Source organism: Rhodococcus sp. WB9 (genome assembly GCF_007558985.1).
GTDB classification, from domain to species: Bacteria; Actinomycetota; Actinomycetes; order Mycobacteriales; family Mycobacteriaceae; genus Rhodococcus_F; species Rhodococcus_F opacus.
Genome location: NZ_CP041769.1, coordinates 4,255,275 through 4,281,795 on the forward strand (window position 1 = coordinate 4,255,275; position 26,521 = coordinate 4,281,795).

The 26,521-nt window shown below is 67.9% G+C and carries 28 protein-coding genes, 2 pseudogenes and 1 riboswitch; of the genes and pseudogenes, 17 read left to right on the forward strand and 13 right to left on the reverse strand.

Translation table 11 applies throughout. From position 1 onward, the window contains the following. Positions 1 to 13: 13 nt before the first annotated feature. Positions 14 to 319, forward strand: coding sequence for an ANTAR domain-containing protein (locus tag FND50_RS19530; RefSeq protein ID WP_397494201.1), 306 nt, complete (start codon positions 14 to 16; stop codon positions 317 to 319). Here FND50_RS19530 and FND50_RS19535 read toward each other — a convergent pair. Then, a complete protein-coding gene (locus FND50_RS19535; protein ID WP_144286777.1) occupies positions 288 to 1,475 on the reverse strand; it encodes a DUF418 domain-containing protein in 1,188 nt (395 codons plus the stop codon). The genes FND50_RS19530 and FND50_RS19535 overlap by 32 nt on opposite strands. Positions 1,476 to 1,555: 80 nt before the next feature. On the opposite strand from FND50_RS19535, the gene FND50_RS19540 reads away from it, so the two are divergent. After that, on the forward strand, positions 1,556 to 2,140 hold the full coding sequence (locus tag FND50_RS19540; protein WP_005573628.1) for a TetR/AcrR family transcriptional regulator: 585 nt from the start codon (positions 1,556 to 1,558) through the stop codon (positions 2,138 to 2,140). A gap of 83 nt (positions 2,141 to 2,223) precedes the next feature. Here the strand turns inward: FND50_RS19540 and FND50_RS19545 are convergent, their stop codons facing one another. Both FND50_RS19545 and cobN read right to left on the reverse strand, forming a co-directional pair. Next, positions 2,224 to 2,619, reverse strand: a complete 396-nt coding sequence (locus FND50_RS19545) for a PPOX class F420-dependent oxidoreductase (protein WP_144286778.1) — start codon at positions 2,617 to 2,619, stop codon at positions 2,224 to 2,226. 31 nt (positions 2,620 to 2,650) lie between these two features. Continuing rightward, the gene (gene cobN, locus FND50_RS19550) at positions 2,651 to 6,253 is read right to left on the reverse strand and encodes a cobaltochelatase subunit CobN (protein ID WP_144286779.1); all 3,603 of its coding nucleotides are present in this window, start codon (positions 6,251 to 6,253) and stop codon (positions 2,651 to 2,653) included. A 55-nt stretch (positions 6,254 to 6,308) separates the two neighbouring features. After that, a riboswitch (cobalamin riboswitch) is annotated at positions 6,309 to 6,452 on the reverse strand. 6 nt (positions 6,453 to 6,458) lie between these two features. On the opposite strand from cobN, the gene cobG reads away from it, so the two are divergent. Genes cobG through FND50_RS19565 form a run of 3 tightly spaced genes read left to right on the forward strand, consistent with a single transcriptional unit; the run spans position 6,459 to position 9,742 of the window. After that, complete coding sequence (gene cobG, locus FND50_RS19555; protein WP_144286780.1) at positions 6,459 to 7,592, forward strand: precorrin-3B synthase; 1,134 nt, start codon at positions 6,459 to 6,461, stop codon at positions 7,590 to 7,592. A 24-nt stretch (positions 7,593 to 7,616) separates the two neighbouring features. Next, positions 7,617 to 8,243, forward strand: coding sequence for a precorrin-8X methylmutase (locus FND50_RS19560; RefSeq protein WP_144286781.1), 627 nt, complete (start codon positions 7,617 to 7,619; stop codon positions 8,241 to 8,243). Next, positions 8,240 to 9,742: a precorrin-2 C(20)-methyltransferase gene (locus FND50_RS19565; protein WP_144286782.1), complete on the forward strand. Its 1,503-nt coding sequence runs from the start codon at positions 8,240 to 8,242 to the stop codon at positions 9,740 to 9,742. The genes FND50_RS19560 and FND50_RS19565 overlap by 4 nt, the downstream gene beginning before the upstream one ends. A 5-nt stretch (positions 9,743 to 9,747) precedes the next feature. On the opposite strand, the gene FND50_RS19570 is transcribed toward FND50_RS19565, so the two are convergent. Then, positions 9,748 to 10,656: a serine hydrolase gene (locus FND50_RS19570; protein WP_144286783.1), complete on the reverse strand. Its 909-nt coding sequence runs from the start codon at positions 10,654 to 10,656 to the stop codon at positions 9,748 to 9,750. Continuing rightward, a complete protein-coding gene (locus FND50_RS19575) occupies positions 10,653 to 11,546 on the reverse strand; it encodes a LysR family transcriptional regulator (RefSeq protein WP_144286784.1) in 894 nt (297 codons plus the stop codon). Before FND50_RS19575 ends, FND50_RS19570 begins: the two co-directional genes overlap by 4 nt. A 147-nt stretch (positions 11,547 to 11,693) precedes the next feature. On the opposite strand from FND50_RS19575, the gene bla reads away from it, so the two are divergent. After that, on the forward strand, positions 11,694 to 12,647 hold the full coding sequence (gene bla / locus FND50_RS19580; RefSeq protein ID WP_144286785.1) for a class A beta-lactamase: 954 nt from the start codon (positions 11,694 to 11,696) through the stop codon (positions 12,645 to 12,647). 123 nt (positions 12,648 to 12,770) lie between these two features. On the opposite strand, the gene FND50_RS19585 is transcribed toward bla, so the two are convergent. Next, positions 12,771 to 13,091: a hypothetical protein gene (locus tag FND50_RS19585; protein ID WP_007295631.1), complete on the reverse strand. Its 321-nt coding sequence runs from the start codon at positions 13,089 to 13,091 to the stop codon at positions 12,771 to 12,773. A 217-nt stretch (positions 13,092 to 13,308) separates the two neighbouring features. Here FND50_RS19585 and FND50_RS36870 point away from each other — a divergent pair, with 217 nt between their 5' ends. Next, on the forward strand, positions 13,309 to 13,431 hold the full coding sequence (locus FND50_RS36870; protein WP_005260704.1) for a hypothetical protein: 123 nt from the start codon (positions 13,309 to 13,311) through the stop codon (positions 13,429 to 13,431). An 89-nt stretch (positions 13,432 to 13,520) separates the two neighbouring features. Here FND50_RS36870 and FND50_RS36875 read toward each other — a convergent pair whose 3' ends face one another. After that, a complete protein-coding gene (locus FND50_RS36875) occupies positions 13,521 to 13,691 on the reverse strand; it encodes a hypothetical protein (protein WP_313905326.1) in 171 nt (56 codons plus the stop codon). A 14-nt stretch (positions 13,692 to 13,705) separates the two neighbouring features. On the opposite strand from FND50_RS36875, the pseudogene npcC reads away from it, so the two are divergent. The 4 genes and pseudogenes from npcC to FND50_RS19610 all read left to right on the forward strand — a co-directional run. Further along, a pseudogene (gene npcC, locus FND50_RS19595) lies at positions 13,706 to 13,996 on the forward strand (hydroxyquinol 1,2-dioxygenase); the annotation flags it as partial. Positions 13,997 to 14,143: 147 nt separating this feature from the next. After that, on the forward strand, positions 14,144 to 14,893 hold the full coding sequence (locus FND50_RS19600; protein WP_144286786.1) for an SDR family oxidoreductase: 750 nt from the start codon (positions 14,144 to 14,146) through the stop codon (positions 14,891 to 14,893). A gap of 58 nt (positions 14,894 to 14,951) precedes the next feature. Then, the gene (locus FND50_RS19605; protein WP_039950286.1) at positions 14,952 to 15,413 is read left to right on the forward strand and encodes an Rrf2 family transcriptional regulator; all 462 of its coding nucleotides are present in this window, start codon (positions 14,952 to 14,954) and stop codon (positions 15,411 to 15,413) included. A gap of 68 nt (positions 15,414 to 15,481) precedes the next feature. After that, positions 15,482 to 15,676, forward strand: a complete 195-nt coding sequence (locus tag FND50_RS19610) for a hypothetical protein (RefSeq protein WP_005246414.1) — start codon at positions 15,482 to 15,484, stop codon at positions 15,674 to 15,676. A 52-nt stretch (positions 15,677 to 15,728) separates the two neighbouring features. Here FND50_RS19610 and FND50_RS19615 read toward each other — a convergent pair whose 3' ends face one another. Together FND50_RS19615 and soxR are read right to left on the reverse strand one after the other, a co-directional pair. Next, positions 15,729 to 16,031 (reverse strand): hypothetical protein, encoded by a 303-nt coding sequence (locus FND50_RS19615; RefSeq protein ID WP_144286787.1) that lies wholly within the window; start codon positions 16,029 to 16,031, stop codon positions 15,729 to 15,731. Between the two features lie 167 nt (positions 16,032 to 16,198). Further along, entirely contained in the window at positions 16,199 to 16,639 is a 441-nt protein-coding gene (gene soxR / locus FND50_RS19620; RefSeq protein ID WP_144289111.1) for a redox-sensitive transcriptional activator SoxR, read from the reverse strand. A gap of 50 nt (positions 16,640 to 16,689) precedes the next feature. Between soxR and FND50_RS19625 the strand changes: the two genes are divergently transcribed. Beyond that, positions 16,690 to 18,099, forward strand: coding sequence for an MFS transporter (locus FND50_RS19625; protein ID WP_144286788.1), 1,410 nt, complete (start codon positions 16,690 to 16,692; stop codon positions 18,097 to 18,099). Here FND50_RS19625 and FND50_RS19630 read toward each other — a convergent pair. From FND50_RS19630 to FND50_RS19645, 4 genes and pseudogenes are all read right to left on the reverse strand, one after another. After that, positions 18,096 to 18,932 (reverse strand): CoA ester lyase, encoded by an 837-nt coding sequence (locus tag FND50_RS19630; RefSeq protein ID WP_144286789.1) that lies wholly within the window; start codon positions 18,930 to 18,932, stop codon positions 18,096 to 18,098. The genes FND50_RS19625 and FND50_RS19630 overlap by 4 nt on opposite strands. Before the next feature lie 129 nt (positions 18,933 to 19,061). After that, on the reverse strand, positions 19,062 to 19,349 hold the full coding sequence (locus FND50_RS19635; RefSeq protein WP_144286790.1) for a hypothetical protein: 288 nt from the start codon (positions 19,347 to 19,349) through the stop codon (positions 19,062 to 19,064). A gap of 67 nt (positions 19,350 to 19,416) precedes the next feature. Continuing rightward, positions 19,417 to 20,142, reverse strand: coding sequence for a transglycosylase family protein (locus tag FND50_RS19640; protein ID WP_144286791.1), 726 nt, complete (start codon positions 20,140 to 20,142; stop codon positions 19,417 to 19,419). A gap of 488 nt (positions 20,143 to 20,630) precedes the next feature. Then, positions 20,631 to 20,759: pseudogene (locus tag FND50_RS19645) on the reverse strand (LuxR C-terminal-related transcriptional regulator); the annotation flags it as partial. Positions 20,760 to 20,906: 147 nt separating this feature from the next. Here FND50_RS19645 and FND50_RS19650 point away from each other — a divergent pair. From FND50_RS19650 to FND50_RS19670, 5 genes are all read left to right on the forward strand, one after another. Continuing rightward, the gene (locus tag FND50_RS19650) at positions 20,907 to 22,511 is read left to right on the forward strand and encodes an AMP-binding protein (RefSeq protein ID WP_144286792.1); all 1,605 of its coding nucleotides are present in this window, start codon (positions 20,907 to 20,909) and stop codon (positions 22,509 to 22,511) included. Between the two features lie 78 nt (positions 22,512 to 22,589). Next, complete coding sequence (locus FND50_RS19655; protein ID WP_260850525.1) at positions 22,590 to 22,949, forward strand: hypothetical protein; 360 nt, start codon at positions 22,590 to 22,592, stop codon at positions 22,947 to 22,949. A gap of 371 nt (positions 22,950 to 23,320) precedes the next feature. Beyond that, positions 23,321 to 24,724, forward strand: a complete 1,404-nt coding sequence (locus FND50_RS19660; protein ID WP_144286793.1) for a phenylacetate--CoA ligase family protein — start codon at positions 23,321 to 23,323, stop codon at positions 24,722 to 24,724. Between the two features lie 136 nt (positions 24,725 to 24,860). Continuing rightward, positions 24,861 to 25,178 (forward strand): chorismate mutase, encoded by a 318-nt coding sequence (locus FND50_RS19665; protein ID WP_037203437.1) that lies wholly within the window; start codon positions 24,861 to 24,863, stop codon positions 25,176 to 25,178. Positions 25,179 to 25,592: 414 nt separating this feature from the next. Continuing rightward, complete coding sequence (locus tag FND50_RS19670) at positions 25,593 to 26,519, forward strand: LLM class F420-dependent oxidoreductase (RefSeq protein ID WP_186301337.1); 927 nt, start codon at positions 25,593 to 25,595, stop codon at positions 26,517 to 26,519. Positions 26,520 to 26,521 lie beyond the last annotated feature (2 nt).

The following is a 26,521-nucleotide window of genomic DNA, read 5'->3' on the forward strand; positions in this document are numbered from 1 at the left end:
CACAATTTAGGAGATCACAGTGTCGAACGACGTACTCGAGGCCGCACCGCCCGCACATCCGATTCCGCACCGTCACCCCGACGGACGCGAGGTTCTCGCCACCGCGAAGGGCATCCTCATCGCCACCCGCGGTTACGGCGACGCCGAGGCGTTCGAGGAGTTACTCGACGTCTCCCGGCATCACCACGTCAGCGTGATGCGGGCTGCGAAGTCGTTGGTGGAGTTGGCGACTCGGCGACAGCCGTGCCCCTCCGTGACGACGCCCGCACCGTCGTACGCCCTCGAGTTCAAGGAATGGACGACACTGCTGGCGCGGTGACACCGTTCCTGTCCGCCCGGGTGAGACGCTGGTAGCCCCGGTGCGTGAGCCATTCGAGTGGCCCCCGATCGAACCGCCGCAACCACAGGCGTGACACGACGATCAGCGTCGCCGAGACGGCACCGAACAACACGATGGTCGCCGGAACGACGGTGGCGCCGTTCAACCGGGCCGCGAGGCCGAATCCCCAGCCGTAGCAGACGATCGAGCACAGGATGTTCTGCAGCACATAGCAACTGAGCGCAGTGCGGCCGACTCCCGAGAGCGCCCGACCGGCCGGGCCGGGTTCGCGTCCGCCCGCGTAGCGGTGCGCGATCGCGGCGAGTAGCCCCAACGCCACCACCGGAGCGGTCCCGTACCTGCCGAGGATCAGGCCTGCGTCTCCGCCGAACAATCCAAGCGCGAAGTCCAGCGGAAGTGCGATTGCCAGGCCCGCGACCATCAGGCGCCGACGCAAGTCGCCGCGGTCCGGGTCGAGGACGCGCGCACCGTAGAGGTGTGCGCCGACGAGAAACAGGGCGATCGACAGCGGCAGGATGAAGAGCACCTCGAGCCGGAACAGCAACACGTGGTCGGCGCGGAAGACGACGAGATCCCAGAAGCTGCCGTCCGCATAGGGGTTCGGTGACAGCGGCTGGGGCTCCCGCGCGGGCGCCGAGGACAACGCCGCGACGACGAGGCCCAGCATCGCCGCGTGGACGGTCACCGCACACGCCATCCAGACGCGTTGCGCGCGAATGCCGGTGGTCAGGATGAAGGCGACGATCAATCCGGTGAAGGCGTATCCGGACAGGACGTCGAACTCGGTGAACAGCAGAAAATGCAGTGCTCCGTCGAGCATCAGCAGCCCCGCGCGCCACGGGTATCCGCCCGGCCACCTCCGGCCCTGTCGCTGCGCAGAACGCTGCTGGATGAGCAGTCCGACGCCGAACATGATGGTGAGCAGGCCGAGGAACTTGCCCTGCGCGAACTGCTGCAGCACAGCCTGCACCGGGGCCCAGCCGCCGGTGGCTCGTCCGGTGCCATCGATGTACCCCACCAGCCCCTCGACGTTGGTGAAGATCCAGATGTTGGTGGCGAGAGTGCCCAGGATGGCCGCACCGCGCATGACGTCGAGTGCGGCATAGCGGTGGGAACTCGACAGTTGCGACGTCATACCATCCGCCTCTCCAGTACTTGTTAGTACGATCGTGCCAACAAGGCATCATGCTAGCACGGCCGTGTTAACATGGCGGGGTGCCGAAGCTCATCGACCACGACCGAAGGCAGCAGGAGATCGCCGAGGCCGTGTGGCGGGTGATCCAACGCGAGGGCATCGGCGCCGTGTCCGTACGCGATGTGGCCGCCGAGGCCGGAATCTCGAGCGGATCGCTCCGACACGTGTTCGCCAGCAAGGCCGAACTCCTCGCCTATTCGATGCGGCTCGTCGCAACGCGTGTCCGCGAACGAGCACAGGCCCACGCGTCGATCACCGACCCGTGGCAGCGCGCCCTCGCGGTGCTGGACGAAGTCCTCCCGCTCGACGACCGCCGACGCTGCGAAATGGAGGTGAACCTCGCTCTCGTCGCGGAAAGCCCCGCCCATCCACTACTGAAAGACATCGCCCTCGATGCTCAACGGCAACTCCGCGGTGCCTGCGCCGCGATCCTGACCGGCCTCGCTCAGCGGGGCCTGATCGCGCCCGACATCGACGTCGACACCGAGGCGATGCGCCTGCACGCACTCGTCGACGGCGCGGCGATGCACGTCCTGCTCGGGGACACCGATACCCCGGAAACCGCTCAGCGGATGATCGCCGAGCACCTTCGCGCACTTGCCTGACCGGCGCGCTGCCGATCAACCGACCACGCGCCAGCACTGGACAGGTTCCACATCACGGCCGCCCACGCCGAGCGGAGACCTGATTACCGGTCCTCGGCCGTGACGGCGAGTCCGATGGTTCCGGTCTTTCCTCGGCGCAGGAGGCTGCCTTTCATCGTGAGCCAGCCGAGGATGCCGTACTTGCGGGCGATCACGTCCCTCGTGTGATCGGTGCCGGCGGCGTCGAGGATGACCGCGCGGGCGGGAACCTGGGGGCCTTTCGGCTTGCCGCGCGCATCGCACGCGGCCACCGTCACCTCCGGGTTGCGGCGGATGCGTTTGACCTTGTAGGAGTCGGTGACCGTCCACATCAGCAGGCGGTCACCGTCGGCGGCGGCCCACAGCGGTGTCGCCACCGCTGTGCCGTCTTTCCGAAACGTGGTGAGCAGGACGTACTTCGCGGACGACACCCGGTCGAATTCTGTGGTCACCGGCCCCATGCTAGACCGAACCGCGGAGCCGGACGGTTGCTCAGTCTCCTTCGAGTTCGCCTTCGGTCTCGAGGTACACCTGCCGCAGGCCGTCGAGGGTCTGCTGCTCGGGGTGCTCCCACATGTTCCGCTCGGCCGCCTCGAGCAGGCGTTCGGCGATGCCGTGCAGGGCCCAGGGGTTGGACTGTTCCATGAACTTGCGGTTCTGCTCGTCCAGCACGTACGACTCGGCGAGCTTCTCGTACATCCAGTCGGCGACGACGTTGGTGGTGGCGTCGTATCCGAACAGGTAGTCGACGGTTGCCGCCATCTCGAACGCACCCTTGTATCCGTGACGTCGCATCGCCTCGAGCCACCGCGGGTTCACGACGCGGGCGCGGAACACCCGGGACGTCTCCTCCGACAGGGTTCGGGTGCGCACCGACTCGGGCCGGGTGCTGTCGCCGATGTATGCCTCGGGCGACTTTCCGGTGAGAGCCCGCACGGTGGCGACCATGCCGCCGTGGTACTGGAAGTAGTCGTCGGCGTCGGCGATGTCGTGTTCGCGGGTGTCGGTGTTCTTGGCCGCCACGGTGATTCGACGGTATGCGGTCCGCATGTCGTCGGCGGCGGGGGCGCCGTCGAGTCCGCGGCCGTACGCGAAACCACCCCACGTGGTGTACACGTCGGCGAGGTCGGCGTCGCCGCGCCAGCTCTTGGAGTCGATCAGCTGCAGCAGCCCGGCCCCGTAGGTGCCCGGCTTCGACCCGAAGATGCGGGTGGTCGCGCGGCGTTCGTCGCCGTGCTCGGCGAGATCCGCCTGCGCATGTGCGCGCACGAAGTTGCTCTCCGCCGGTTCGTCCAACGCGGCGACGAGCCGGACGGCGTCGTCGAGCAGTGCCAGGACGTGCGGGAACGCGTCACGGAAGAAACCACTGATCCGGACCGTGACATCGATACGCGGCCGGCCGAGTTCCTCGAGGTCGATCACCTCGAGGTTCACCACGCGGCGACTCGCCTCGTCCCACACCGGGCGCACACCGAGGAGCGCGAAGACCTCGGCGATGTCGTCTCCGGAGGTGCGCATCGCGGACGTGCCCCACACGGACAGACCCACCGAGCGCGGCCACTCTCCGTGATCGGACTTGTAGCGGTCCAGCAACGATTCGGCCATCGCCTGGCCGGTCTCCCAGGCGAGCCGGGACGGCACGGCCTTCGGGTCGACGGAGTAGAAGTTGCGGCCCGTCGGGAGCACGTTGATCAGCCCGCGCAGCGGCGAACCGCTCGGCCCGGGGGCGATGAATCCGCCGTCGAGCGCGTGCAGCACCTGAGCGATCTCGTTGTCGGTCTCGCGAAGGCGGGGCACCACCTCGGTGGCGGCGAAGCGCAGGATCTTCGCGACGGTGGCGTCGCCGGTGAGGGTGTCGGCGGCGTCCGGTTTCCAGTCGGCGTCGTGCATGCCCTGCACCAGTGCGTGCGCCTCCTGCTCGATGTCGTCGACGCGGGTACGGGATTCGTCGCCGTCCTCGCTGAGGCCGAGCGCCTCGCGGAGTCCGGGGACGTTCTGCTCGCCGCCCCACATCTGCCGGGCGCGGAGCATCGCGAGCACCAGTTCGACCTCCGCGTCGTCGCGGGGTGCGGCACCGAGGATGTGGAGGCCGTCACGGATCTGGACGTCCTTGATCTCGCACAGCCAGCCGTCGACGTGCAGCAGCATGTCGTCGAACACGTCCTCGTCGGGACGTTCCTCGAGTCCGAGGTCGTGGTCCATCTTGGCGGCGCGCATCAGCGTCCAGATCTGCTGACGAATGGCCGGCAGCTTGGACGGGTCGAGCGCGGAGATGTTCGAGTGCTCGTCGAGTAGCTGCTCGAGCCGCGAGATGTCGCCGTAGCTCTCGGCGCGGGCCATCGGCGGGATCAGGTGATCGACGAGAGTCGCGTGGGCACGGCGCTTGGCCTGCGTGCCCTCCCCCGGATCGTTGACCAGGAACGGGTAGATCAGCGGCAGGTCGCCGAGTGCGGCGTCGGTGCCGCACGACGCGGACATGCCGAGTGTCTTGCCGGGCAGCCATTCGAGGTTGCCGTGCTTGCCGAGATGGACGACGGCGTCGGCGCCGAAACCGCCGGCGGCGGCGTCCGCGGCGATCCACCGGTAGGCGGCGAGGTAGTGGTGGCTCGGCGGTAGATGCGGGTCGTGGTAGATCGCGACCGGCTTCTCCCCGAATCCGCGCGGCGGCTGCACCATCAGCACGAGGTTCCCGAACTGCATTGCGGCGATGACGATTTCACCGGCGGGATCCTGTGAGCGGTCGACGTACAGTTCGCCCGGCGCCGGCCCCCAGTGCTCCTCGACGCCCTCGCGCAGTTCGGCGGGCAGCGCCGAGAACCACTCGCGGTAGCGGGCCGCGGAGATCCGGATCGGGTTGCCCGCGAGCTGCTCCGCGGTCAGCCAGTCCGGATCCTGGCCGCCGGCGGCGATGAGGGCGTGGATCAGCGCGTCGCCGTCCTGGGCGGCGAGACCCGGCACGGAATCCGGTCCGTCCGCCGGGCCGAGGTCGTATCCGGCGGCCCGCATCTCGGTGAGCAACCGGATCGCGCTGGCCGGCGTGTCGAGACCGACGGCGTTGCCGATGCGGGCGTGCTTCGTCGGGTACGCCGACAGCATCAGAGCGATCCGGCGGTCGGACGCGGGGATGTGCCGGAGCCGGGCGTGCCGGACGGCGATGCCCGCCACCCGGGAGGCGCGCTCGGCGTCGGGAACGTAGGTGGAGAGACCGTCCGCGTCGATCTCCTTGAACGAGAACGGCACCGTGATCAGCCGGCCGTCGAACTCGGGGACCGCGACCTGGGTGGCGACGTCGAGCGGCGACAATCCGTCGTCGTTGGACTCCCACGATTCACGGCTGCTGGTCAGGCACAGTCCCTGCAGGATCGGCACGTCCAGCGCGGCCAGCGCGGCGACGTCCCACGCCTCGTCGTCGCCACCGGCCGAGACGCCGGCCGGCTTGGTGCCGCCGGCGGCGAGCACGGTGACCACCATCGCGTCCGCCCGGCGCAGCGTGTTCAGCAACTCCGGTTCGGCGGTGCGCAGCGACGCGCAGAAGATCGGCAGCGGGGTGCCGCCCGCCGCGACGACGGCGTCGCACAGCGCCTCGATGTAGCGGGTGTTCCCGGCCAGGTGCTGCGCGCGGTAGTAGAGAACGGCGATCGTGGGGCGGTCCGGGTTCCCGTCGGGAGCGAACGGCGCGACACCCCAGCTCGGCAGGTGGACCGGCGCCTCGAAACCGTGACCGGTCAGCAGCACGGTGTCCGACAGGAAGTGGTGCAGTTGGGCGAGGTTGTCGGCGCCGCCCTCGGCGAGATAGTTGTGTGCCTCCGCCGACACACCGGCAGTGACCGTCGAGCACTCCATCAGCTCGGCGTCCGGGGCGTGCTCGCCGCCGAGGACCACCACCGGCAGTCCGCTGGCGAGGACCGCGTCGAGGCCCTCCTCCCACGCCCGCCGGCCACCGAGGATGCGCACCACCACCAGGTCGGCGCCGTCGAGCAGTCCCGGCAGATCCTCCTCGACCAGCAGCCGTGCCGGGTTGGCCCAGCGGTAGTCCGCCCCGCTGGCGCGTGCGCTGAGCAGGTCGGTGTCGGAGGTGGAGAGCAGCAGGATCACGTGTGGAGCCTTCCTGGGGGTGTCGCGCCCCGTGGCGGTGGTTCTGTGCGGAACCGTAGGTCGGAGGACGGCAGGTGAGGGTCTGGCTCGCCCACCGGTTTCGGCGGGCTCACAGTGGCGCGACCGCACCGGATTTTCACCGGCTTCCTCTCCTGCTGTCGCAAGTGCTGGTGATGCTACCCGGGGCCGGACGTAACCTGGGACCATGGTCGACTCCCGTTCCCGCCCCGACGCATGCCCCGGCGCGCTGCAGGTCCACCGGGCCGCCGACGGTGCCCTCGCCCGGGTGCGCCTCCCCGGAGGTGTGCTGACCTCCACCCAGCTGCAGACCCTCGCGGAATCGGCCCGCGACCTCGGAAACGGCGAGATCGAACTGACCTCCCGCGGCAACGCGCAACTGCGGGCGGTCCGCGATCCGCAGGAGTTCGCCCGCCGCCTCGCCGACGCGGGCCTCCTGCCGTCGGAGACCCACGAGCGGGTCCGCAACATCCTCGTCTCGCCGCTGACCGGCCGGATCGGTGGTGTCGCGGACCTGCGGGATCTGGTCGACGAACTCGACCGGACGTTGTGCGCGGACGCCGCGCTGGCGGACCTGCCCGGCCGCACGCTGTTCACCCTCGACGACGGACGCGGCGACGTGTCGGCGCTCGGCGGCGATTTCGGCGTCCATGCGGTGAGCGAGACGGAGGTCGCCCTGGTCCTCGCCGGTCGCGACAGCGGTGCCCGGATCGCGGCGACGGAATCGGTGGCGGTGCTCCTGAACGCCGCCCGCGTCTTCCTGGAGCTGCGCGATCAGCACTGGCGGCTGTCCGAGATCGCCGACGGGGTCGAACGGGTCCTGTCGGCGTTGACGCTCGCACCGACCGCCGACCCGGTGAGCGGGTTCGACGACCATCGGCCGCCGATCGGGTGGCTCGACCAACCGGACGGCAACGTGACCCTCGGCGGCGGCCTCGCGTTCGGGATCCTCGATGCCCGGCTGGCCGAGTTCCTCGCCGCGGTCGAGAAGCCGGTGATCGTCACGCCGTGGAAATCGGTGTTGCTGTGCGATCTCGACGAGTGGTCGGCCGAGCAGGTGGTCCGGGTCCTCGCCCCGATGGGCCTGATCTTCGACGAGAACTCGCCGTGGCTGAACGTCAGCGCCTGCACCGGGCAACCCGGCTGCGAGAAGGCGCTCGCCGACGTGCGATCCGACGCGCGGGACGCCGTCGCGAGCGGCGAACTCCCGGTGGAGGGCCGGCAGCACTGGTCGGGCTGCGAGCGGTGCTGCGGGCGGCCCAAGGGTGAGGTCGCCGACGTCGTCGCCACGGAGACGGGTTACCGGGTGGAGGAGCCGTGACCGCGGTGCCTCTATCGTGAGCGGATGATCGAGTACATCCGAGACGGCGCGGAGATCTACCGCCAGTCCTTCGCCACGATCCGCGCCGAGGCGGATCTCAGTGCCTTTCCCGAGGACGTCTCGCAGGCCGTGGTCCGCATGATCCACGCAAGCGGTCAGGTCGACCTCGTGGACGACGTCGCGTTCACCCCCGGTGTCGTGAAGGCCGCCCGCGCGGCGCTGGCGGGCGGCGCCCCGATCCTGTGCGACGCGCAGATGGTCGCTGCCGGCGTGACCCGGAAGCGTCTCCCTGCGGACAACGAGGTCCTCTGCACGCTGCGCGACCCCCGGGTCCCGGTGCTGGCGGAGCAGATCGGGAACACCCGCTCGGCGGCCGCACTCGAATTGTGGGGCAGCAAACTCGACGGTGCCGTCGTCGCGATCGGCAACGCCCCGACCGCGTTGTTCTACCTGCTGGACATGATCGAATCCGGGGCACCCCGGCCTGCCGCGATCGTGGGCGGTCCGGTCGGCTTCATCGGTGCGGCCGAGTCGAAGGAAGCGTTGATCGAACACCCGCGCGGACTGGACTATCTGGTGGTCCGCGGCCGCCGGGGTGGCAGCGCCATCACAGCTGCGGCGCTGAATGCGATTGCGAGCGAGGTCGAATGAGCTCCGACGAGCGGGTGACCGGCAAACTGTGGGGCGTCGGCATCGGACCGGGCGACCCGGAACTGGTGACGGTGAAGGCCGCGCGGGTCATCGCCGAGGCCGATGTGGTGGCGTTCCACAGCGCCCGGCACGGCAAGAGCATCTCCCGCGCGGTCGCGGCGCCGTACCTGCGTGAGGGACAGATCGAGGAGCACCTCGTCTACCCCGTCACCACCGAGACCGTCGACCACCCGGGCGGTTACCAGGGGGCGATGGACGAGTTCTACGAGGAGGCGTCGCAGCGACTCGCCGCCCACCTCGACGCCGGCCGGTCGGTCGCGCTCCTCGCGGCGGGCGACCCGCTGTTCTACAGCTCCTACATGCACATGCACAAGAGGTTGGCGCAGCGCTTCGAGGCGGAGGTCATTCCCGGGGTCACGTCGATCAGCGCCGCCTCCGCCGCGCTGGCGATGCCGCTCGTCGAGGGCGAGGAAATCCTGACCGTCCTGCCGGGAACGCTGCCGCCCGGCGAGCTGACGCGGCGCCTACGGGAGACCGACGCCGCCGCGATCCTGAAGCTCGGACGGACCTACCCGGCCGTTCGGCAGGCGTTGAAGGACTCCGGCCGCATCGACGAGACGTGGTACGTCGAGCGGGCCAGCACGACCCGGCAGAAGATCGACGCCGCCGACGACGTCTCGGACAGCGACGTCCCCTACTTCTCGATCGCCATCGTGCCCAGCCCGTCGAACGCGCGCCGCGACGACGCGGCACCGCAGGGCGAACTCGTCGTCGTCGGGCTCGGTCCCGGCGATCAGGCCTGGACGACACCGGAAGTGCAGCACGAACTGTCGCTCGCCACCGATCTCGTCGGCTACGGCCCCTACATCGACCGGGTCCCCGAACGTCCCGGCCAGCGCCGTCACTCCAGCGACAACCGCGTCGAGGCCGAACGTGCCGCGATGGCGCTCGACCTGGCCAAGAACGGGGCCCGCGTCGCCGTCGTGTCGTCCGGTGACCCGGGTGTGTTCGCGATGGCCGCCGCGGTGCTGGAAGTCGCGGCCGAGGAGCAGTGGCGCGGCGTCCCCGTGCGCGTCCTGCCCGGCATGACCGCCGCGAACGCCGTCGCGAGCCGGGTCGGCGCACCCCTCGGTCACGACTACGCCGTCCTGTCGCTGTCGGACCGGCTCAAGCCGTGGGACGTGGTGGCGCAGCGCATCTCCGCGGTCGCGAGCGCCGACATGGCCTTCGCCGTCTACAACCCCGCGTCGAAGTCACGCACCTGGCAGGTCGCCGCGATGCGCGATCTGGTTCTCGAGCACCGCTCCCCCGACACCCCGGTGATCATCGGCCGCGACGTGGCCGGCGCGCAGGAGTCGGTGCGGGTCGTGCGGCTCGCGGACCTCGACCCGGCCGAGATCGACATGCGGTGCCTGCTCATCGTGGGCTCCTCCATGACGACCGTCGTCGAGAGCGAACACGGAACGAGGGTGTTCACGCCCCGGCGTTATCCGGGCTGAGTACCTCAGTCGACGCGGCCGGAGCGGAGTTCGGTCACCGCGATCCGGGCGGCGTGCCCGATCGCGGCATCGACCACAGGAAGCACGGGATCGGTTCGGGCGGCGCGGGTGAAGACGGCGACCGCGACGGGAGTCTCGCCGGGAAACGTCACGACGGCCACCTCGTTGCGGATGGCGCCGATTGTCCCGGTCTTCCCGGCGACGTCCACCTCGGAATACGGGAACCCGGACCGGATGCGGTGCTGCCAGATCTGCGCGGACATCACGTGCCGGACGAACTCGCCCTGCGGCCCGGGCACCGCCCTACCGGTCCAGATCGCGTCGAGAAGCGAGGTCATCTCCCGCGGAGTCGTCGCGCTCGCATACGACGGGTCGTAGGCGGACACGGTCCACGCCTCGTCGTTGTCGGCCAGTGCCGCGAATGCTTCGGCAGTGGTGTGCGCGTGGGCGTCGATCACCAGGCTGCGGTGCGCATCCGCTGTGCCGCCGATGATGCGCGTGCTCGTCATGCCCAACTCGGACAGCGCCCGCTCGACGCTCTCCAGTCCCACCTGCCCGAGAACGAGGTCGGCGGCAGCGTTGTCGGACACGGTCATCATCGACAGCGCCAGATCCCGCCAGCTCAGCACCACGGGATCGCGGAACGTCGACACCCCCGTCGGCCCCGGAGTGCAGTCGGCCGGATTGATCCGGACGGTCGCGGTCGGCGACAACTCCCCGGATTCGAAAGCACGGCACAGGGCTACGAGTAGCGGAAGTTTGTAGACCGACGCCAGAACCACGAGGTCGTCCGCGCCGACCGCGATGTCACCCCCATCGCCGATCGGGGTCCCGACGCGGCGCGCGTGCAGCCATCCGGTACAACCGGCGTCGGCGAAGACGTCACGGAGCCGCTTCTCCGCCGACGCGGTCATCGATCGGCCCTCAGCAGCACCCGGTCGAGGGCGGCAGCGGACGGTGCGACGTCGGCCCCGGAGCGCCAGACGATGCGCAGGCGCAGCGCGAGATCGTCACGCAGCAGATCGACCCAGGCCACTCCCGGCATGACCGTCGGTGCCGTCGCCGTCACCCCGAAATGACCGCCTGCGGCCACGTGCGTGAGAATCTCTCGCGGACCCGGTGCGACCACGATGTCCGGGTCCGCACCCCGGGCCCGCCACAGGTCGACGAACAGGTCATGGGCAGGCGGATTGTCCGACCGTGGACCGGTGGCGAGGGCCAGTCCGCGCAGCATCCGGACCTGCGCCTTCTTCGCGACCGCCGCCGGATGGTCGTCCGGCACCACCACCCACCGTCGAAGCTTCAGCACCGGCCCGCTGTCGACGCCGGTGAGCAGAGCGGGATGTTCGACCACGGCGACGTCGAGACTGCCCGTGCGGACGGCGTCCACCAGTTCGGTGCTGGACGCCGTGGTCGTCACCACCCGGGTGGGCCGGGCCTCGTCCGCGTCGCGAAGAGCACGGACACACCGCACCACCACACAGTCGGCCACCGAGTGCGGGACACCCCACCGCACCACCGCATCGCGACCGCCGGCGATGCGGTGCGCCTCGTCCTCGAATCGGGCCGCGTCGGCAACGAGAAGCCGCGCACGCGGGAGCAATTGGCGTCCGGCATCGGTGAGCCCGACTCCTCGGGCACTGCGCTGGACCAGCTCCGCGCCGAGTCGCTGTTCGAGCCGCCGCACTCCCTGTGACAGCGGCGGTTGCGTCATTCCGAGCCGGGATGCGGCGTTGCCGAAATGTCCCTCTTCCGCAACGGCGACAAAGAAACTCAGGTGGCGGAGCAGATCCATGGCGACCATTGAACCAGTTCCGACCGCCCCCGTCGGGTGACGCCACCGATTCCCGGGCACAAAACATTGCCCTGAACTGCGGCGATAGCGCACCCGACTAGCGACCACGCCGCTGTCGTCTTTGCGCTATGAGTGTCCGCATCCGACATTGGATCCATGCCCACAAACCGAAATCATCCGAAGCCCCGGCGCACCGGTCGTCGCGGTGCCGTCACTCTCGCGCTGGCTCTGCCCCTGCTGCTCGGGGCGTGCACGGCCACCGCGGAACAAGCCCAGCCCACCACGTCGGTGGTTGCGGCGCCGGATCGGCGGCCCCTCGACGCGACGATCGACGCCCTGGAGGCGCAGCACTCCACGCGGATCGGAGTGACGGCAGTCAATCCCGCGACCGGCGAGGTCTACAGCCACCGAGGCGACGAACGGTTCGCGATGTGCTCGACGTTCAAGGCCTACGCGTCCGCCGCGGTCCTGCAAATGACCGAGGACGGGTCCACGTCACTCGACAAGACCGTCGAGATCGAACCCGGCGACCTCGTCGAGAACTCGCCGGTCACCGCCGCTGCGGCCGGCACCCCGATGACCTTGGCGCAGATCGCCGAAGCAGCGCTGACGCAGAGCGACAACACTGCCGGGAACTACCTGCTCCGGGAGATCGGCGGTCCGCAGGCGGTCACCGACCTCGCCCGAGAGGTCGGAGACGGGAGCACACGGCTGGACCGGTGGGAGACCGAACTCAACACCGCATTCCGCGACGACCCCCGGGACACGACGACACCGAACGGCCTCGCGCAGGGTTTCCGTGCGCTGCTCCTGGGAGACGCCCTCGACACGGCCAGCCGTGACCAGCTCCTCGAGTGGATGCGGGCGAGCAAGACGTCGGACAAGAGAATGCGCGCCGGGCTGCCGACCGGATGGACTGCCACCGACAAGACCGGTGGCGGCGGCTTCGGCACCGCCAACGATGCCGGTGTCGCGTGGAGTCCGGACGGCGCGCCCATCGTCCTCGCCATCCTCACCGACAGCCTCACGAATCAGGAAGACGCGCAGGGAAACAACCAGGCGATCGCCGACACCACCGCGGCCGTCCTCGAGGACCTGACTGCGCCGTGAACCATCTGAGCACGGGGCGGGAACGAGCGGGCGACGGCAGTCTCGCCCGCTCGTCCCGAACCTCGCTCTCGACTGCGCAGGTGACGCACCAGCTGGTACGTCGACGGACGGAGCCAGCTGTCGCTAGCTCACGACGTCGTGACCGCGCATCGCCCGTCGCAGAGGCCTTCCCGTCGTGGCGACGCGCCGCCCGGCCACCGTCAACATCGGGCGCGGAATTCCGATGCCCATCACCGGCACGCCCGTCACATACCCTTCCCGGTAAAGATAATTCGACGCATCGGCCACCTCGTCCCGAGTCAGGGGTGAGGGCGCCCAGCCGACCGTCTCACCGATGGCATCCGCGTCCAGAATCGGACTTCGGTACCCTTCCGTCGCCTTCGCGAGAAGCCAACGCAGAACAGCGTCACGAACCGCCCATTGACGATCGGTAGCTGCATTCACATTTCAGTCCTCCGGTAGATGCCGTTGATGCCTGCATGCACCATAGCCACCGCCCAGGAATAAGCAAGTTCGTGAGCGTTCCTGCGGTTCTTGGGATCTCACGGATGATCGCTTCCGACACGGCACCCCGTTCGAGCCGGATGCCGAAGTGGACTTATCCACTTTCCTGGGTATGGTCAGGGTCTGTTCGTGGTTGCCACTCGAAGATGGAGCGACAATGGCTGACAAATCCGCCGTCAAGAGTTCGAAACAGTCCGCACGCGCACTCAGGGAGCGCCGGGCAGAGAAGCGGGCGAAGGCCCAGGAGTCGACGAAGATCATCCGAAAGAGGAAGGGCTGAAGCCGCATTGAATATTCACGACGTGCTCAGCTGGCGATGAAGAGCACCACCGTCCCAATAGTCGGTGCTGGTAATGATGCGGTTGCCTTTCACTCCAGGTGAACACTCTGCCCTTTCGGCTCGTACGGGCCCAGGCGGCCATTCAAGTGACCGGACAGTGCGTAGGTCACCGCCGCACGGTTGCCACCGATGAGCGTGTCATCGAGGCTCCATTGCGCATCGGGAATTGCTGCGAAGAGCCCGGCGAGACCGGCGGCGATCTTCTCCGGTGTGCGATGGTCCGGTCGGAAAGATGCTGGCCGCTACCAACCGATCACCGATGAGGGTGGCGCACCTTCACTTCATGGTCACCGCGGATGGCCTGCGGACCCTCGTCACGCACATCTTCGTCGCGGGCGATCCGCAACTCGAACGCGGGGACAGCGTGTTCGGCGTGAAGGACTCGCTGATCAAGGACTTCGTGGAGCAAACCCCAGGGACACCCACCCCCGATGGGCGCCACATCGGCGACCGGAACTGGGCTCGATGCGAGTTTGACATAGTCCTTGCACCAGAACGGATTTGATTCACGCTGCCCTGGCTCCATACCTACATCCGAAGGACGACGAGGCCGGCCCGGCCCGTCCGGCACACAGAACGTACACCACCCTTGACTCGGACACCTACCATCCGAGTAAACTAGGACACTATAAATCCAAGTCAGGAGACGGGCATGAAGATCGTCATTTTCGGAACCGGACTCATCGGGAGTCAGGTCGCATCGACGCTGAGCGAGTCCGGGCACGACGTCGCGGCCCTCGGTCGCGGCGACGGTATCGACACCACCACCGGCAAGGGAGTCGCGGAGGCTATGGAGGGCGCCGACGTCGTCGTGGACCTCACCAACTCGCCGTCGTGGGAAGACGACGACGTCCTGGCCTTTTTCCGCGAATCGACGAAGCACATGCTCGCCGCCGAAGAGGCGGCAGGCGTGGGGCACCATGTCGTCCTGTCCATCGTCGGCGCCGATCGACTCCCCGACTCCGGATACATGCGTGCCAAAGTCGCCCAGGAGGATCTGGTCAAGTCCGGCCCCATCCCTTACTCGATCGTGCGATCGACGCAGTTTTTCGAGTTCATCGCCGGCATCGCTGCGGCAGGCACAGTCGGCGAGACGGTGCATGCGACCCCGGCACATCTTCAGCCGATTGCTTCGAAAGACGTCGTCACCCGGGTAGCAGAGGTCGCCGTCGGTGCCCCGCTGGGCGGCACAGTCGAAATTGCGGGACCTGAACCGCTCGGCATCGATGCACTCGTTCGACGGCTGTTCGCCTCGACCGGCGACCAGCGGACCGTGACGTCCGATCCCGACGCCGGCTATTTCGGTGCCAAACTCGATGACGCTGCGATCACTCCGACACCCGGCGCCAATGCCTGGATCGCACCGACCACTCTGGACGAGTGGTTGCGCGAACTCGCCTGAAACGATGACGCAATACCACCCGCACCACTGACACAGGGGCGTGGATAGAGTCGTGGCCATGAAGCTTTCCGGTGGTGTGGAGTGGGCACTTCACTGCTGCGTGGTTCTCAGCCAGGCCGAAAGCCCGGTACCCACGGCCCGGCTGGCCGAACTGCACGGTGTCTCGAAGACATACCTCGCCAAGCACCTGCAGTCGCTCGCACGGGCTGGCCTCGTCCACCCCACCGAGGGCCGCGACGGCGGATACGTCCTGACCCGCGCACCCGAGGCCATCACCGTCCTCGACGTCGTCCAGGCCGTCGACGGAACCGAGCCCGCCTTTCGATGCACCGAGATCCGCCGGCAAGGAGTGCTCGCCGCCCCTCCAGAGCAGTGCCGCTCTGCTTGCGGCATCGCGAAAGTCATGGCCGGCGCCGAACAGGCTTGGCGCGCATCACTATCGGGCGTGACGATCGCTGACCTCGGCGCGACGATAGACCTCGCCGGCCTCAAACACATCTTGGCGACGCCCACGACCTGAGGTCACCCGTGGCAGACGGAACGCGAGATTCCTGACTTCCCAACCGTGAACCGCCCTACGATCGATGGATGGAGACCGGAACCGACGAGACCAAGACCTGTTCGTTCTGCCGCGGTCCGATCGGATACGAAATCAAGGACGCTCATGCCGGCTTCGCGTCGCTGCCCCCGGGCAAGCGGTATCGCGTCTTCCACTGCATGAATCGATGCCCACGATCGGCGCCCGACGGCCTCGAATGCGGACACCGCCACGAGTACCTCTGACCCGTTCGTCAATGCCGTCCGGAAGGTTCAACCCAGCGAGTTCATGCGCCGCCTAGCCGCGTGAGAGTCCGGGCTGCGTCTGGATCTGTCCGGGGCCGCCCTTGAATCCGCCGGCCTTGCCCACGGTCCATTCACCGTCCGCGCCGCACACCAGGGCACCGTTGCGATCACCGGGCTTGCCGTACGTCACTGTCTCGTTTCCGTTCGAGTCCGTGTTCACGATCGGACACTGCCCACCGGTGGGACCGTTCGGGCCGATCGGCTCGGCATGAGCGACGGACGCCGCCCCGAAGGCACTCAGGACGGGAAGGGCAGCAAAAGCGATGGCAGCAATGGTGCGTCGGGCGTTGATCATTCAGTGTCTCCAGAGTGTCGGGGAAGTGTTTCGGTGACAGGTACAACTCTGCCCACTCCGGCTCCCGAACTGAAGCAACCCTCGGGGGGGCTTCGCGGCACCCCTGGGAGTGGAAGCACCCCACCCTGACGGAAATCGATAGCGACATACCGACTGGCGGGATCCGTTCAGAGCCGATTCGGTCCCGACCCCTTTACGGCGAGTTGGTCTTCGGGATTGAGCAGATAGCACGCCTTCATCGACAGGCAACCACACCCGATGCATCCGGTGAGCTCGTGTTCGAGGCGCTCGATTCGCTTGCGCTGATCCTCGAGCTGCACCCGCCACAGCTTCGACACGCGCTGCCAGTCGCGGATCGACGGCATCCGGTCTGCCGGGAGCGTCTCGAACACAGTTCCCACGTCGGCCAGTGGGATCCCGAGCCGTTTGGCCACCACGATCAGCGAGATCCGCCGGAGCATGTGCCGTTCGTACCGGCGTTGATTCCCGGACGTCCGCGTCGACGCGATCAGTCCGAGCTGCTCGTAGTAGTGCAGCGCCGAGACGGCGACACCGGTCCGACGGGACACCTCCCCCACCGACAGCAGATCCTTCGGATCCAAAGACACCACACCAGCCCCTTGACCTCGAGTCCACTCGAGATTTTAGCGTGGAGTGCATGACAACGACCGCCCCGTCACCGGCCAGCTGGTCCGCACTGCTCGGACCCCGCTACCGCTCCACGTCCGCAGTCCTCGCCGGCGGCGTGGGACTGCACGCCGTCAACATCTTTCTGACGACGAGCCTGCTGCCCACCGCCATCGGCGAGCTCGGTCGCGAATCGCTGTACGCGTGGAGCGCGACCGTCTTCATGGTGGCGTCCGTGATCTCGTCGATGACCGTCAGCCGGCTGCTCGCGCATCGCGGGGCGCTCGGTGCGTATCTGTTCGCTCTGGCTCCGTTCTTCGTCGGCACGATGATCTGCGCCGTCAGCCCGTCTATGGAGGTGCTCCTCGTCGGACGAGCCGTCCAGGGGCTCGGTGGGGGCTTGCTCGCCGGGCTGAGCTATGCGGTACTGCGCGAGGCGCTACCGGAATATCTGTGGGCCCGCGCGACCGCGCTGGTCTCGGCGATGTGGGGCGTCGGAACTCTGGCGGGACCGGCGATCGGTGGGCTGTTCGCGCAACTCGGCCAGTGGCGTCTCGCGTTCGTCGCGCTGGCAGTGGTTGCCGCCGCCATCGCCGTGATCGCTCCCCACGCGTTGGCGCGCACCGAGCGTGTGCGTGGCGGAGAACCCGTGCCTGCCACGTCACTCGTACTGCTCACCCTCGCGACGATCGCGATCAGCGTAGCGGGCATCCTCGGCAACCGGACCCACATGCTGGCCCTGATCGCGGTCGGGGCCGCGTTCATCGTTCTCTTCCTGGCCTGGGAGCGGCGATCACCGCGCCGAGTGCTGCCGCAGTCGACGTACACCCGGGCGTCGTCGCTGAAGTGGATCTACCTCACCATCGCGGTGCTCGCGTCCGGCACCGTGTCGGAGGCCTTCACACCCCTGTTCGGTCAACGGCTCGCCGGACTGGTGCCGTTCGCCGCAGGCTTCCTCGGCGCCATGATGTCGGTGGGATGGTCGGCGACCATGATCTTCAGCTCCGACCTCTCCCGCCCGCGTGCGCAGACGGCGGCGAAGATCGCCGGACCACTGGTTCTCGCCGCCGGCCTCGTCCTCACAGCGGCCCTCTGGCGTGACGACGCCGGGCTGGGAGTGGTGATTCTGTGGGCGGGCGCCCTGGCCGCCGCCGGTGCCGGGATCGGCCTCGCCTTCCCGCACCTGATGGTCGCCGCGATGCGGAGCACCGACGACGAGCAGGAGGGGGCCAAGGCCGCGGCGGGGCTCAACACGGTCGAGTTGATCGCCATGGCCGTCGGGTCCGCGGTCGCCGGGGTGCTGGTCAACCTCGGTGCGCCCTCGGCCCTCGCCTCGGCACGAGTGCTCTTCCTCGGCCTCGGCGTCATCGCGGCAGCCGGCGTGTTCACCGCGTACCGCGCGACCCGGCAGGCCGAGCACGAGGACGCCCGACCGTCCTAGGCCCGAGATGCGAAGTGGTCTGCGCGACGGAGAATGTCGTGGGCGCGGGCGAGCTGTGGCAGATGCCCGCCGTGAGTGACGCGGCTTCCGTCCACACCCAGACGCTCGATCGTCGTTTCCGCCCACGAGATGTCGTCCGCATCGGGTGCCAACGCGGTATTGATCACCGGCACCTGGTCGGACGCGAGGGTCAGTTTTCCGGTCATCCCCATTTCGCGGGCCAGTCGCGTGTCGTCCCGCACGACCTCGGCGTCGCGAGACAGCGTCGGCCCGTCGATCGGGGCTCCGATCCGGGCAGCCCGGCTGGCATTGACGAGCCGGGATCGGGCGTACGCCAACGCCATCGGGGTTCGCCCGGCACCCGTGTCGCGGCAGTAGTCGCCGATCCCGAACGCGAGTCGACAGACGGGAGCGGTGCGAGCAATGTCGTCGACTGCCACGATCGCGGCCGCGGACTCGACGAGAGCGACCACCGGAACACCCGAAATCTTTTCAGCGGTGTCCCGCACCTGTTCGGGTGCTTCCGTTTTCGACAGCATCAGCCCGCGCAGGCCGGGCAGGCCGCGGAGCGCGTCGAGGTCGCGCTGCCAGTGCGGGGTGGTCGCGTCGTTGATCCGCACCCAACCTGCATTTCGGGCGAGCCACTCAGCGGTGCAGGCCCGCCCCTCGTCTTTCGCCGCGAACGGCAAACCGTCCTCGAGGTCGATGATCAGCGAGTCGGCGCCAGACGCAGCCGCAGCCGCGAGGACCTCGCCCCCGACCGCAGGGACCAGAAGCCAACTCCGCGCCATTGCGACGTCGACCTCGCTGCGCTGGGTTGTCTCGACACTCATTCTGCTCTTCCCTCGGCCATACCGAGGAGTCTGCGCGCGGCCGGGAGGCGACGCACTCGACGAAGCGGAGTGCGCCGACGGTGCCCGGTCACCGCTTCGTCAGGTGCGCCTCGATCCCGGCAGTTCACCTCAGAAGTCGAAGCCCCAGGAGGCCGGGTTGAAGACGACGCGGTACCAGACATTGGTCGGTTCATCGAACGTGCATGGCACTATCACGACTCCCGACGTCTGCTCGAGCGCCGCAGCCTTCCCGCAGAAGTATTCCGCACCTTCACCGGACGTCTCGGCACGATACATGGGGCCGATGTGCCAGGGTTCGGCACTCGCGGTTCCGGCCCCCACGGTGGCTCCGAGAACGAGAGGTGCGGACAGTATCCCGACCAATGCTGCGGTACGCCTAGCGGACTTCTTCTGCACGAGATCTCCTTCGTAGGCGACGGCACGACCGTTCTGTGTGGTTAGTTCGCACAAGAACCGTCGGACGTTACCGGGGAGCCGACGCCCGCTCCTCGAACACCTGAGCCGACCCGTTCTGCTCGGCAAGTTCACGGGCGCTGTTCAGCGCTTCCTGGGCCGCCGCCTTCACCGCTGCCTTCACCGCGGCGGAATCGTCGACGGTCGCAGGCGCTTCGACAACATCCGGCGTCTCGACAACATCCGGCGTCTCGACAACATCCGGCGTCTCGACAACATCCGGCGTCTCGACAACATCCGGCGTCTCGACAACATCCGGCGTCTCGACAACATCCGGCGTCTCGACAACATCCGGCGTCTCGACGAGGTCAGGAGTCTCGACAGGGTCAGGAGTTTCGATGGCCGGTGCCGGCGCCGGTGCAGGTGTGGTGTGGGGTACCTCGACGGGCGCTGTGCCGCCTTTTTTCAGGTACTGGCCGCACACGGGCCACGCGCCGGGGCCCTGGGTTTTCAGGACGTTCTCGGCGACGCGGATCTGCTCGGCCTGACTGGCTTCCGAGGCCATGCCCGTTCCACCGTTGGCTTTCCAGGTTTCCGGTGTGAACTGCAGTCCGCCGTAGAACCCGTTTCCGGTGTCGGTGGTCCAGTCGCCGCCGCTTTCGCACTCGGCGACTTCTTCCCAGTCGTGCGGGGCCCCTCCGGCGGTTCCGGCGCCCAGCCCGAGCAGAACGGTGACGGCCACGCCGATCAGGGCGATCCAGCCGAGGGTGTGCTTCTCCATGTTGCGAGTGGTCATGCTGGCTCAATCCTCTCCGCGCGTGCGGACGCGGCGTGCCGGCGACAACGCCTCGGTTGTCGGTCCGGCATCCCTTTCGGTGCCTCGTCCCGCGCCTCGAAGGTGTCGGGATTACGAACCCGCGTCGGCAGATCTGCAGCGGCGGGCCCCCGAACGTGGCCTCCTCCCGAAATTCACACGGCATGAACAAGGTACGGATGTTCGACTATTGAGAAACGCGAGTGAAAATTGTGCTGTTCTGAGGTTTCGATACCGTTTCGACGTCATGTCGTGACAAATCCGTGACGCGCCAGAGGGGCTCGTGAATGCCAAAGCGGCTCATCCATTCCCGCTCGGCGGCGTGGTCTCGATTTCGACACGGCGCCGGCGCGGCGCACCCTCCGCAGCCCGTCGTCGTGGCAGCACCCTGCCCGGACGGCCGATCCGAATGAGATGAACAGCCCTCGAACGCAGGGCATCTCGGAATCAGTACCCGATACTGCAACAGGTCAGGGAAGCAAACCCTGTCTCCGGGCTTCCACGACAGCTTCCTGCCTGCTGCGCTCCTCCAACTTGCCCATTAGATTGCGCATGTACGACCTGACGGTCTCGACGCTCAGCGACGGCCGGTCGGCGATTCGCGGGGTCTCGACGTGTCGTTCACCGGCACTCTCATATTCGGCATACCCACCTCGGAGGGTAGCGGTGCCGGCGTGATGTTCCATAACGTCATCTTGGGCGTGCATCGCCCGTCAGAGCACCTTCACCACATCTCGGAGGTTCCAGTGTCCGGACCGACCCTCTCGCCCGCGAACCACACACCGCTCAGTCCGCTGCGCTTCCTGGAGCGCTCGGCGACGGTGTTCCCGGATCGGGTCGCCGTCATTCACGGCGACCGCCGCTACAGCTATCGCGATTTCGGCGACGAAGTCGAAAGACTCGCCCGGGTCCTGCGGAGCCGGATCGAGCCCGGCGACCGCGTTGCGTTCCTGTGCCCGAACACCCCCGAGATGCTGTTCGCCCACTTCGCGGTGCCCCTCGCAGGTGGCATCTTCATCGCGCTGAACTGGCGGCTGGCGGGCCGTGAACTGGAGTACATCCTCGAGCACTCCGGGACGAGCCTGCTGTTCGTCGACTCCGAACTCGTGGGATCCGTCGCGACCGCCCGCGACGCCGTCCCGAGTCTGCGCGAGGTGGTCGAGATTCCCGACTCCACGATCGCGCGGCCGGTGGTCCCGGAGGGGATCGCGACCGGGATGTACGCCGACTTCCTCGCGGCCGCAGACGACGTGGACGACATCCCGTTGCACTGGGGTGTCGATAACGAACAGCAGGTGATCGCGATCAATTACACGTCCGGGACCACCGGGAAACCGAAGGGCGTGATGTACACGCACCGCGGCGCGTATCTCAATGCCCTGGGCGAGACGTTCCACAACGGCTTCACCGGGTCCACCAAATACCTGTGGACGCTGCCGATGTTCCACTGCAACGGATGGTGCACCCCGTGGGCGGTCACGCAGGCCGCCGGCACGCACATTTGCCTGCGCGCGGTGCGCGCCGATGCGATCTGGGACGCCATCGAGACCCTCGGTGTCACTCACCTGTGCGGCGCTCCCGCCGTGTGCTCCACAATTGCCGAAGCGCCCCAGGCACATCCGGTCGACGCACTGCGAATCACCACCGCCGCGGCGCCGCCGTCACCGACGGTGATCGGCCAGTTGGAGGCGATCGGCGTCACCGTCGTCCACGTGTACGGGCTGACCGAGGTGTACGGGCCGTATACGATCTGCGAGTACCAGGAGTCGTGGAGCGAGCGCACCCCCGAGGAACGCGCGTCCCTGCTGTCCCGGCAGGGCGTGGGCATGGTGCAGGCGGAAACCGCCCGCGTCGTCGACGCGCAGATGAACGACGTCCCCGCCGACGGCGAGACCATGGGCGAGATCGTGCTGCGCGGCAACAACGTCATGCTCGGCTACTACCGCAACCCGGAGGCCACTGAGGAAGCCTTCGCGGGCGGCTGGTTCCACACGGGCGATCTCGGCGTCCTGCACCCGGACGGCTACATCCAGCTCAAGGACCGCGCGAAGGACATCGTCATCTCCGGCGGCGAGAACATCTCGACCATCGAGGTGGAGCAGGCATTGATAACGCACCCCGCCGTACTCGACGTCGCGGTCATCGGTGTCCCACATCCCAAGTGGGGCGAGCGGCCCAAGGCATTCGTCATTGTGAGGAAGGGGGCGACGGTCACGGCTGAGGAACTCGTCGAGCACACCCGTGGGCGTATCGCGAAGTTCAAGGTGCCCGATGAGATCGTCTTTCCCCTCGAACTCCCCCGCACCCCGACCGGGAAGGTCCTCAAGTTCGAACTTCGAAACTCGAATTGACTGTCTCGCAGGAGCGCGTGAGCGCGGAATCGGAGAACAAAACCTTCCGTCGTTGCGATCGGACGACGGCGCACCCTGTTGATCGAGGACGACACGGACCTTCTCTTCGAGGGCGTCGTCGTGCCCCCGCACGGGTGGATCGACCACGTTCGAGCCCTCGCCGCGGTCGCCGTGATCGCCGGGTCGGGCATCACCTCTACGCCCGTCTGGGAACGGCAACTCCCCCGGTTGGCCCGCGAGAGCGAATTGCTCGGTTCCGTGGCCACGGTCACCCTCACGAACCCCTTCGGCAGGGAAGATTTCAACGCCTTTGCCTTCGAGGTGATCTCGGCATTGCGGCCGGCACTGCCTCCCGCGGCGCTGCACGATGCGGGCTTCGCGCTCGAGGACGACCGGCCCCACCGCGCGGTCATTGAGGTCGTGGCAAGTGCGGCGTGACACCAGGTGGTCGTCCCCGCACGAATCTTCGATATGGTCCACCGCCGCGCCACAGACCACACATCGTTCGGGTGGAGGGACTCCCGAACACTGAAACGGCTCCTGCGAAAGGTTCGCACCGACGAACGCGCACCGGCCGCCGAACTCTGAAAGTCCGGCCCGTTACGTTGGAAGATGCTTCTCCGCTGCCACGTCACCTCCGTGCTGAATAATGCATCCGACCCCCGGGCCGGCGGGGCTGAGCCGCTCGGAGACTTGTGGGCACCGCGTTGGGGTTCGTGCACGTGCCTGACGGCCGGTGCGTCGTTGTGCAAAACTCGGAAGGGTACGTACGAACGTGCTGCGCCGGACCACGGTGATGCGGAGGCGTCATGTCGCGATCGGTTCCCGGAGGTGCTTCGGAAGACGCGGAGCACACGGCGTACGCGCGTGTGCGTGCCGGCCAGGTCAATGCGGTTCAGGCCGCACTCGAGGATCACATGGGACGCCTGGATTGGTCGAGAGATCAGATCGAGCGCTACCGCACCGAGCGGCTGCGGGCCCTCCTCGCGCACGCACGCGAGCGGTCGCCATTTCATGCCCGGAGACTTCGCGGTCTCGATCCGTCCTCGGCCTCGGCCGCCGACCTGGCGTCGCTGCCGATGATGACGAAGCGGGACGCCCAGGACGAATGGGATGCGGTCGTCACGGTTCGCGACCTCGACCGCGAACGCGCCGAACGGATTCTGTCCGAGCAGCAATGGTTTTCGTACACGTCGGGCGACGAGCAGATCTTCAGCTCGGGTGGGTCGAGTGGTGTCCGCGGCGTCTACGTCTGGGATTGGCAGTTCTACGTTTCGGCGGCGTGCCTTGCCTGGCGGGTACAGGCGCGCGAGGAACGGCGGGCGTCGTCGGTGCGGTCTCCCGCACGGCTGGCCGTGCTGGCGGCCGGTGTCCCCCCGCATGCGAGCACCCCTCTGTTCGACGTGCCGACCGCACCGGGGATGGAGACCGTCGTGATCCCGGTGGGCGCACCGTTCGACGAGGTCGTCGCCGCGGTGGCCGCTGCCAGGCCCACGCATCTGGTGGGCTATGCGACGGTGATCGGACGACTTGCCCGAGCGGCAGTGGCGGGTGACCTGAAGATCAGTCCCGTGCGGGTGAGCACGAACTCCGAACCCCTGCTGATTGAGGACCGGCAGGCCGTCCGCGACGCCTGGTCGGTGCCGATCCACAACCTCTGGGGGTCGACCGAGATCGGCGTGCAGGCCGTGGGTTGCGGATACGGCGAGGGCCTGCACGTGTGCGAGGACGAGGTTGTGCTCGAGCGTGTCGATGACAGTGGTGCTCCGGTCGCAGCCGATGCGCCCGCCGCGCGAACGCTGGCCACGGGTCTGGCCAACCGCACGTTTCCCTTCATCCGGTACGACCTCGGAGACCAGGTCACGTTGCTGCCCGATCGGTGCGCGTGCGGAAGCGCGTTCGCGCGCGTCGCCGACATCGGTGGGCGGCGCGACGACGATTTCCGGTACGGAACGACGATCGTGCCGGCGAGCACTTTTCGTTACGTCCTCGGCGCAGATCCGCGTATTTCGGAGTATCAGGTCAGACAGACGGTCGACGGAGCGGAGATCTTCGCGGTCGGCGACCCGGACGTCGCCGCGCTGGCGCCGGCTGTCGCCGCGGCGTTGGGCCGGCAAGGTGTGGCCGATCCGCAGGTCCGGATCGCGGTCGTCGACCATCTGCAGCGTCATCAGGCGAGCGGGAAATTGCAGCGGTTCATCGCACTGCGATAGACCCGAGGTGCACCGCGGTACCCACTCGGGCGGTCGAGTCGGCCAGGGGTCGACAATCTGCACCCAAGGGTGTCTGTCTTCACGGCCACTCCCGTTCGAGGATGGTCGTACACGGTCACCCAGTCGAGGAGCAATGATGACGGACACTGATTGCGGGGCGGTCGCCGAAAACGCTGGGGGCGCATCACCTGCCGCCACAGATTTGAGTCGCGTTCACGCCGAGATCGCCCGCCTCGATGCGGAGATCCTGGATGCGGTCAATCGCCGTCTCGCTCTCGCACAGCTCGCGGCCCGAACCCGGGTCGAGTCCGGTGCACCGATGGTCGCGCTCGGCGGCGAGACGGACGTGATCCGCCGGTATCAGGACGAGTTGGGTCCCCGCGGCTCGCTTCTGGCGCTGGAATTGCTCCGGCTGGCGCGGCCACCCTTCTCTTCGACGTACCGAACTCGGTAGCCCACCCACTTTCACCTCGGTCGATACCGAGCACGAGAGCAGTGCCCAGCAGTCGTCGTGACGCTGGGCACTGTTCGCCTGTCCAGCACAATCCGGGTGCGCCAGATCGGCCGCGACACCGAAGGCGCCCCCAACCGATGTCACCATCCCGGATCCTCCGACGGCGGATGCGACCGCGGCTGTCGAACTGAAGGCGGCATTCGAACAGATCCGCGACGCCCAGCGGCGAGGCCGACTTCAGTGCGTTCGGTGCCGCCCTCGACCACCAGCAGGCGGTCGATGCCTCTCCCACCCCGTCCGACTGCACCGTGCGCCCACCGCGAAGCAAGGCCTACTTCCGTCGCCATGCGGTCCTTGGATTTCCTCACCGCATTCGGTCACCAGCCGAGCCGCTGGGGGTGCATCGTGAAGACCATGCGTGATTTCCGATTCTCGTTCAACATCTTCGGCTTCGAGTCCCGCGACGCCCTTCTCGACCGATGCCGACTCGGCGAGAGCGCCGGCTACGACACCGTGTTCGCCGCGGACCATCTCGGCGCCCCGGCCCCGTTTCCGCTGCTGGTGGCCGTCGCCGATGCCACCCGCTTGCGTGTCGGAACCCTGGTGCTCAACGCACCGTTCTGGAATGCCGCCCTCCTCGCCCGCGAGATCGCGACGACGGACGTCCTCACCGACGGAAGGCTCGACATCGGACTCGGTGCCGGACACATGAAGTGGGAGTTCGACGCAGCTGGTATCGAATGGAAAGCCCTCGGCGGACGGGTCGAACAGTTGTCGGAGATGGTCGACGGCCTGCGCACCTTCTTCACAGCGGATCTCGACGAGTTACCCGAGGGCCGCACCCTGCCACGACCGTTACAGCGGCGCGGATTCGGCGGCTCGGGCCCACCACTGATCATCGGCGGCACCGGCGACCGGGTGCTGCGGGTCGCGGCGGCCCACGCCGACATCGTCGGCGTCGCGGGGGCATTTCACATTCCGGGCCGACCCCCGGGCACCTTCCGCCTCGCTACCGCGAACGAGACCGCCGAGCGAATTCGGTTCGTGCGGACACACGCCGGCGCGAGAGCTGAAGACATCGAGTGGCATCTACTGGTCCAGACGGTCGTCGAGACGGATGACCGCCGGGCCGCGGCTAGCGAGATCGCGGACCGGCTCGGTGGGACGATGTCAGTCGACGACGTCCTCGGCACCCCGTTTGTCCTCGTGGGGACCGTGGAGGAGATGGCCGAGCAGCTCCGACGCCATCGGGAGCGCTACGGTTTCTCGTACATCACCGTCCACGAACCGTATCTGGAGATGTTCGCGCCCGTGATCCGTCAACTCCGCGAACAGAGCTGACG

What these genes read in the sequence shown, in the direction of transcription:
- FND50_RS19535 (WP_144286777.1), bottom strand. Translation starts at nt 1,475, where the DNA reads ATGACGTCGCAACTGTCGAGTTCCCACCGCTATGCCGCACTCGACGTC.
- FND50_RS19545 (WP_144286778.1), bottom strand. Translation starts at nt 2,619, where the DNA reads ATGGGGCCGGTGACCACAGAATTCGACCGGGTGTCGTCCGCGAAGTAC.
- cobG (WP_144286780.1), top strand. Translation starts at nt 6,459, where the DNA reads ATGGTCGACTCCCGTTCCCGCCCCGACGCATGCCCCGGCGCGCTGCAG.
- FND50_RS19560 (WP_144286781.1), top strand. Translation starts at nt 7,617, where the DNA reads ATGATCGAGTACATCCGAGACGGCGCGGAGATCTACCGCCAGTCCTTC.
- FND50_RS19565 (WP_144286782.1), top strand. Translation starts at nt 8,240, where the DNA reads ATGAGCTCCGACGAGCGGGTGACCGGCAAACTGTGGGGCGTCGGCATC.
- FND50_RS19570 (WP_144286783.1), bottom strand. Translation starts at nt 10,656, where the DNA reads ATGACCGCGTCGGCGGAGAAGCGGCTCCGTGACGTCTTCGCCGACGCC.
- FND50_RS19575 (WP_144286784.1), bottom strand. Translation starts at nt 11,546, where the DNA reads ATGGTCGCCATGGATCTGCTCCGCCACCTGAGTTTCTTTGTCGCCGTT.
- bla (WP_144286785.1), top strand. Translation starts at nt 11,694, where the DNA reads ATGCCCACAAACCGAAATCATCCGAAGCCCCGGCGCACCGGTCGTCGC.
- FND50_RS36870 (WP_005260704.1), top strand. Translation starts at nt 13,309, where the DNA reads ATGGCTGACAAATCCGCCGTCAAGAGTTCGAAACAGTCCGCACGCGCA.
- FND50_RS19600 (WP_144286786.1), top strand. Translation starts at nt 14,144, where the DNA reads ATGAAGATCGTCATTTTCGGAACCGGACTCATCGGGAGTCAGGTCGCA.
- FND50_RS19605 (WP_039950286.1), top strand. Translation starts at nt 14,952, where the DNA reads ATGAAGCTTTCCGGTGGTGTGGAGTGGGCACTTCACTGCTGCGTGGTT.
- FND50_RS19610 (WP_005246414.1), top strand. Translation starts at nt 15,482, where the DNA reads ATGGAGACCGGAACCGACGAGACCAAGACCTGTTCGTTCTGCCGCGGT.
- FND50_RS19615 (WP_144286787.1), bottom strand. Translation starts at nt 16,031, where the DNA reads ATGATCAACGCCCGACGCACCATTGCTGCCATCGCTTTTGCTGCCCTT.
- FND50_RS19625 (WP_144286788.1), top strand. Translation starts at nt 16,690, where the DNA reads ATGACAACGACCGCCCCGTCACCGGCCAGCTGGTCCGCACTGCTCGGA.
- FND50_RS19630 (WP_144286789.1), bottom strand. Translation starts at nt 18,932, where the DNA reads ATGAGTGTCGAGACAACCCAGCGCAGCGAGGTCGACGTCGCAATGGCG.
- FND50_RS19640 (WP_144286791.1), bottom strand. Translation starts at nt 20,142, where the DNA reads ATGACCACTCGCAACATGGAGAAGCACACCCTCGGCTGGATCGCCCTG.
- FND50_RS19660 (WP_144286793.1), top strand. Translation starts at nt 23,321, where the DNA reads ATGTCGCGATCGGTTCCCGGAGGTGCTTCGGAAGACGCGGAGCACACG.
- FND50_RS19665 (WP_037203437.1), top strand. Translation starts at nt 24,861, where the DNA reads ATGACGGACACTGATTGCGGGGCGGTCGCCGAAAACGCTGGGGGCGCA.
- FND50_RS19670 (WP_186301337.1), top strand. Translation starts at nt 25,593, where the DNA reads ATGCGTGATTTCCGATTCTCGTTCAACATCTTCGGCTTCGAGTCCCGC.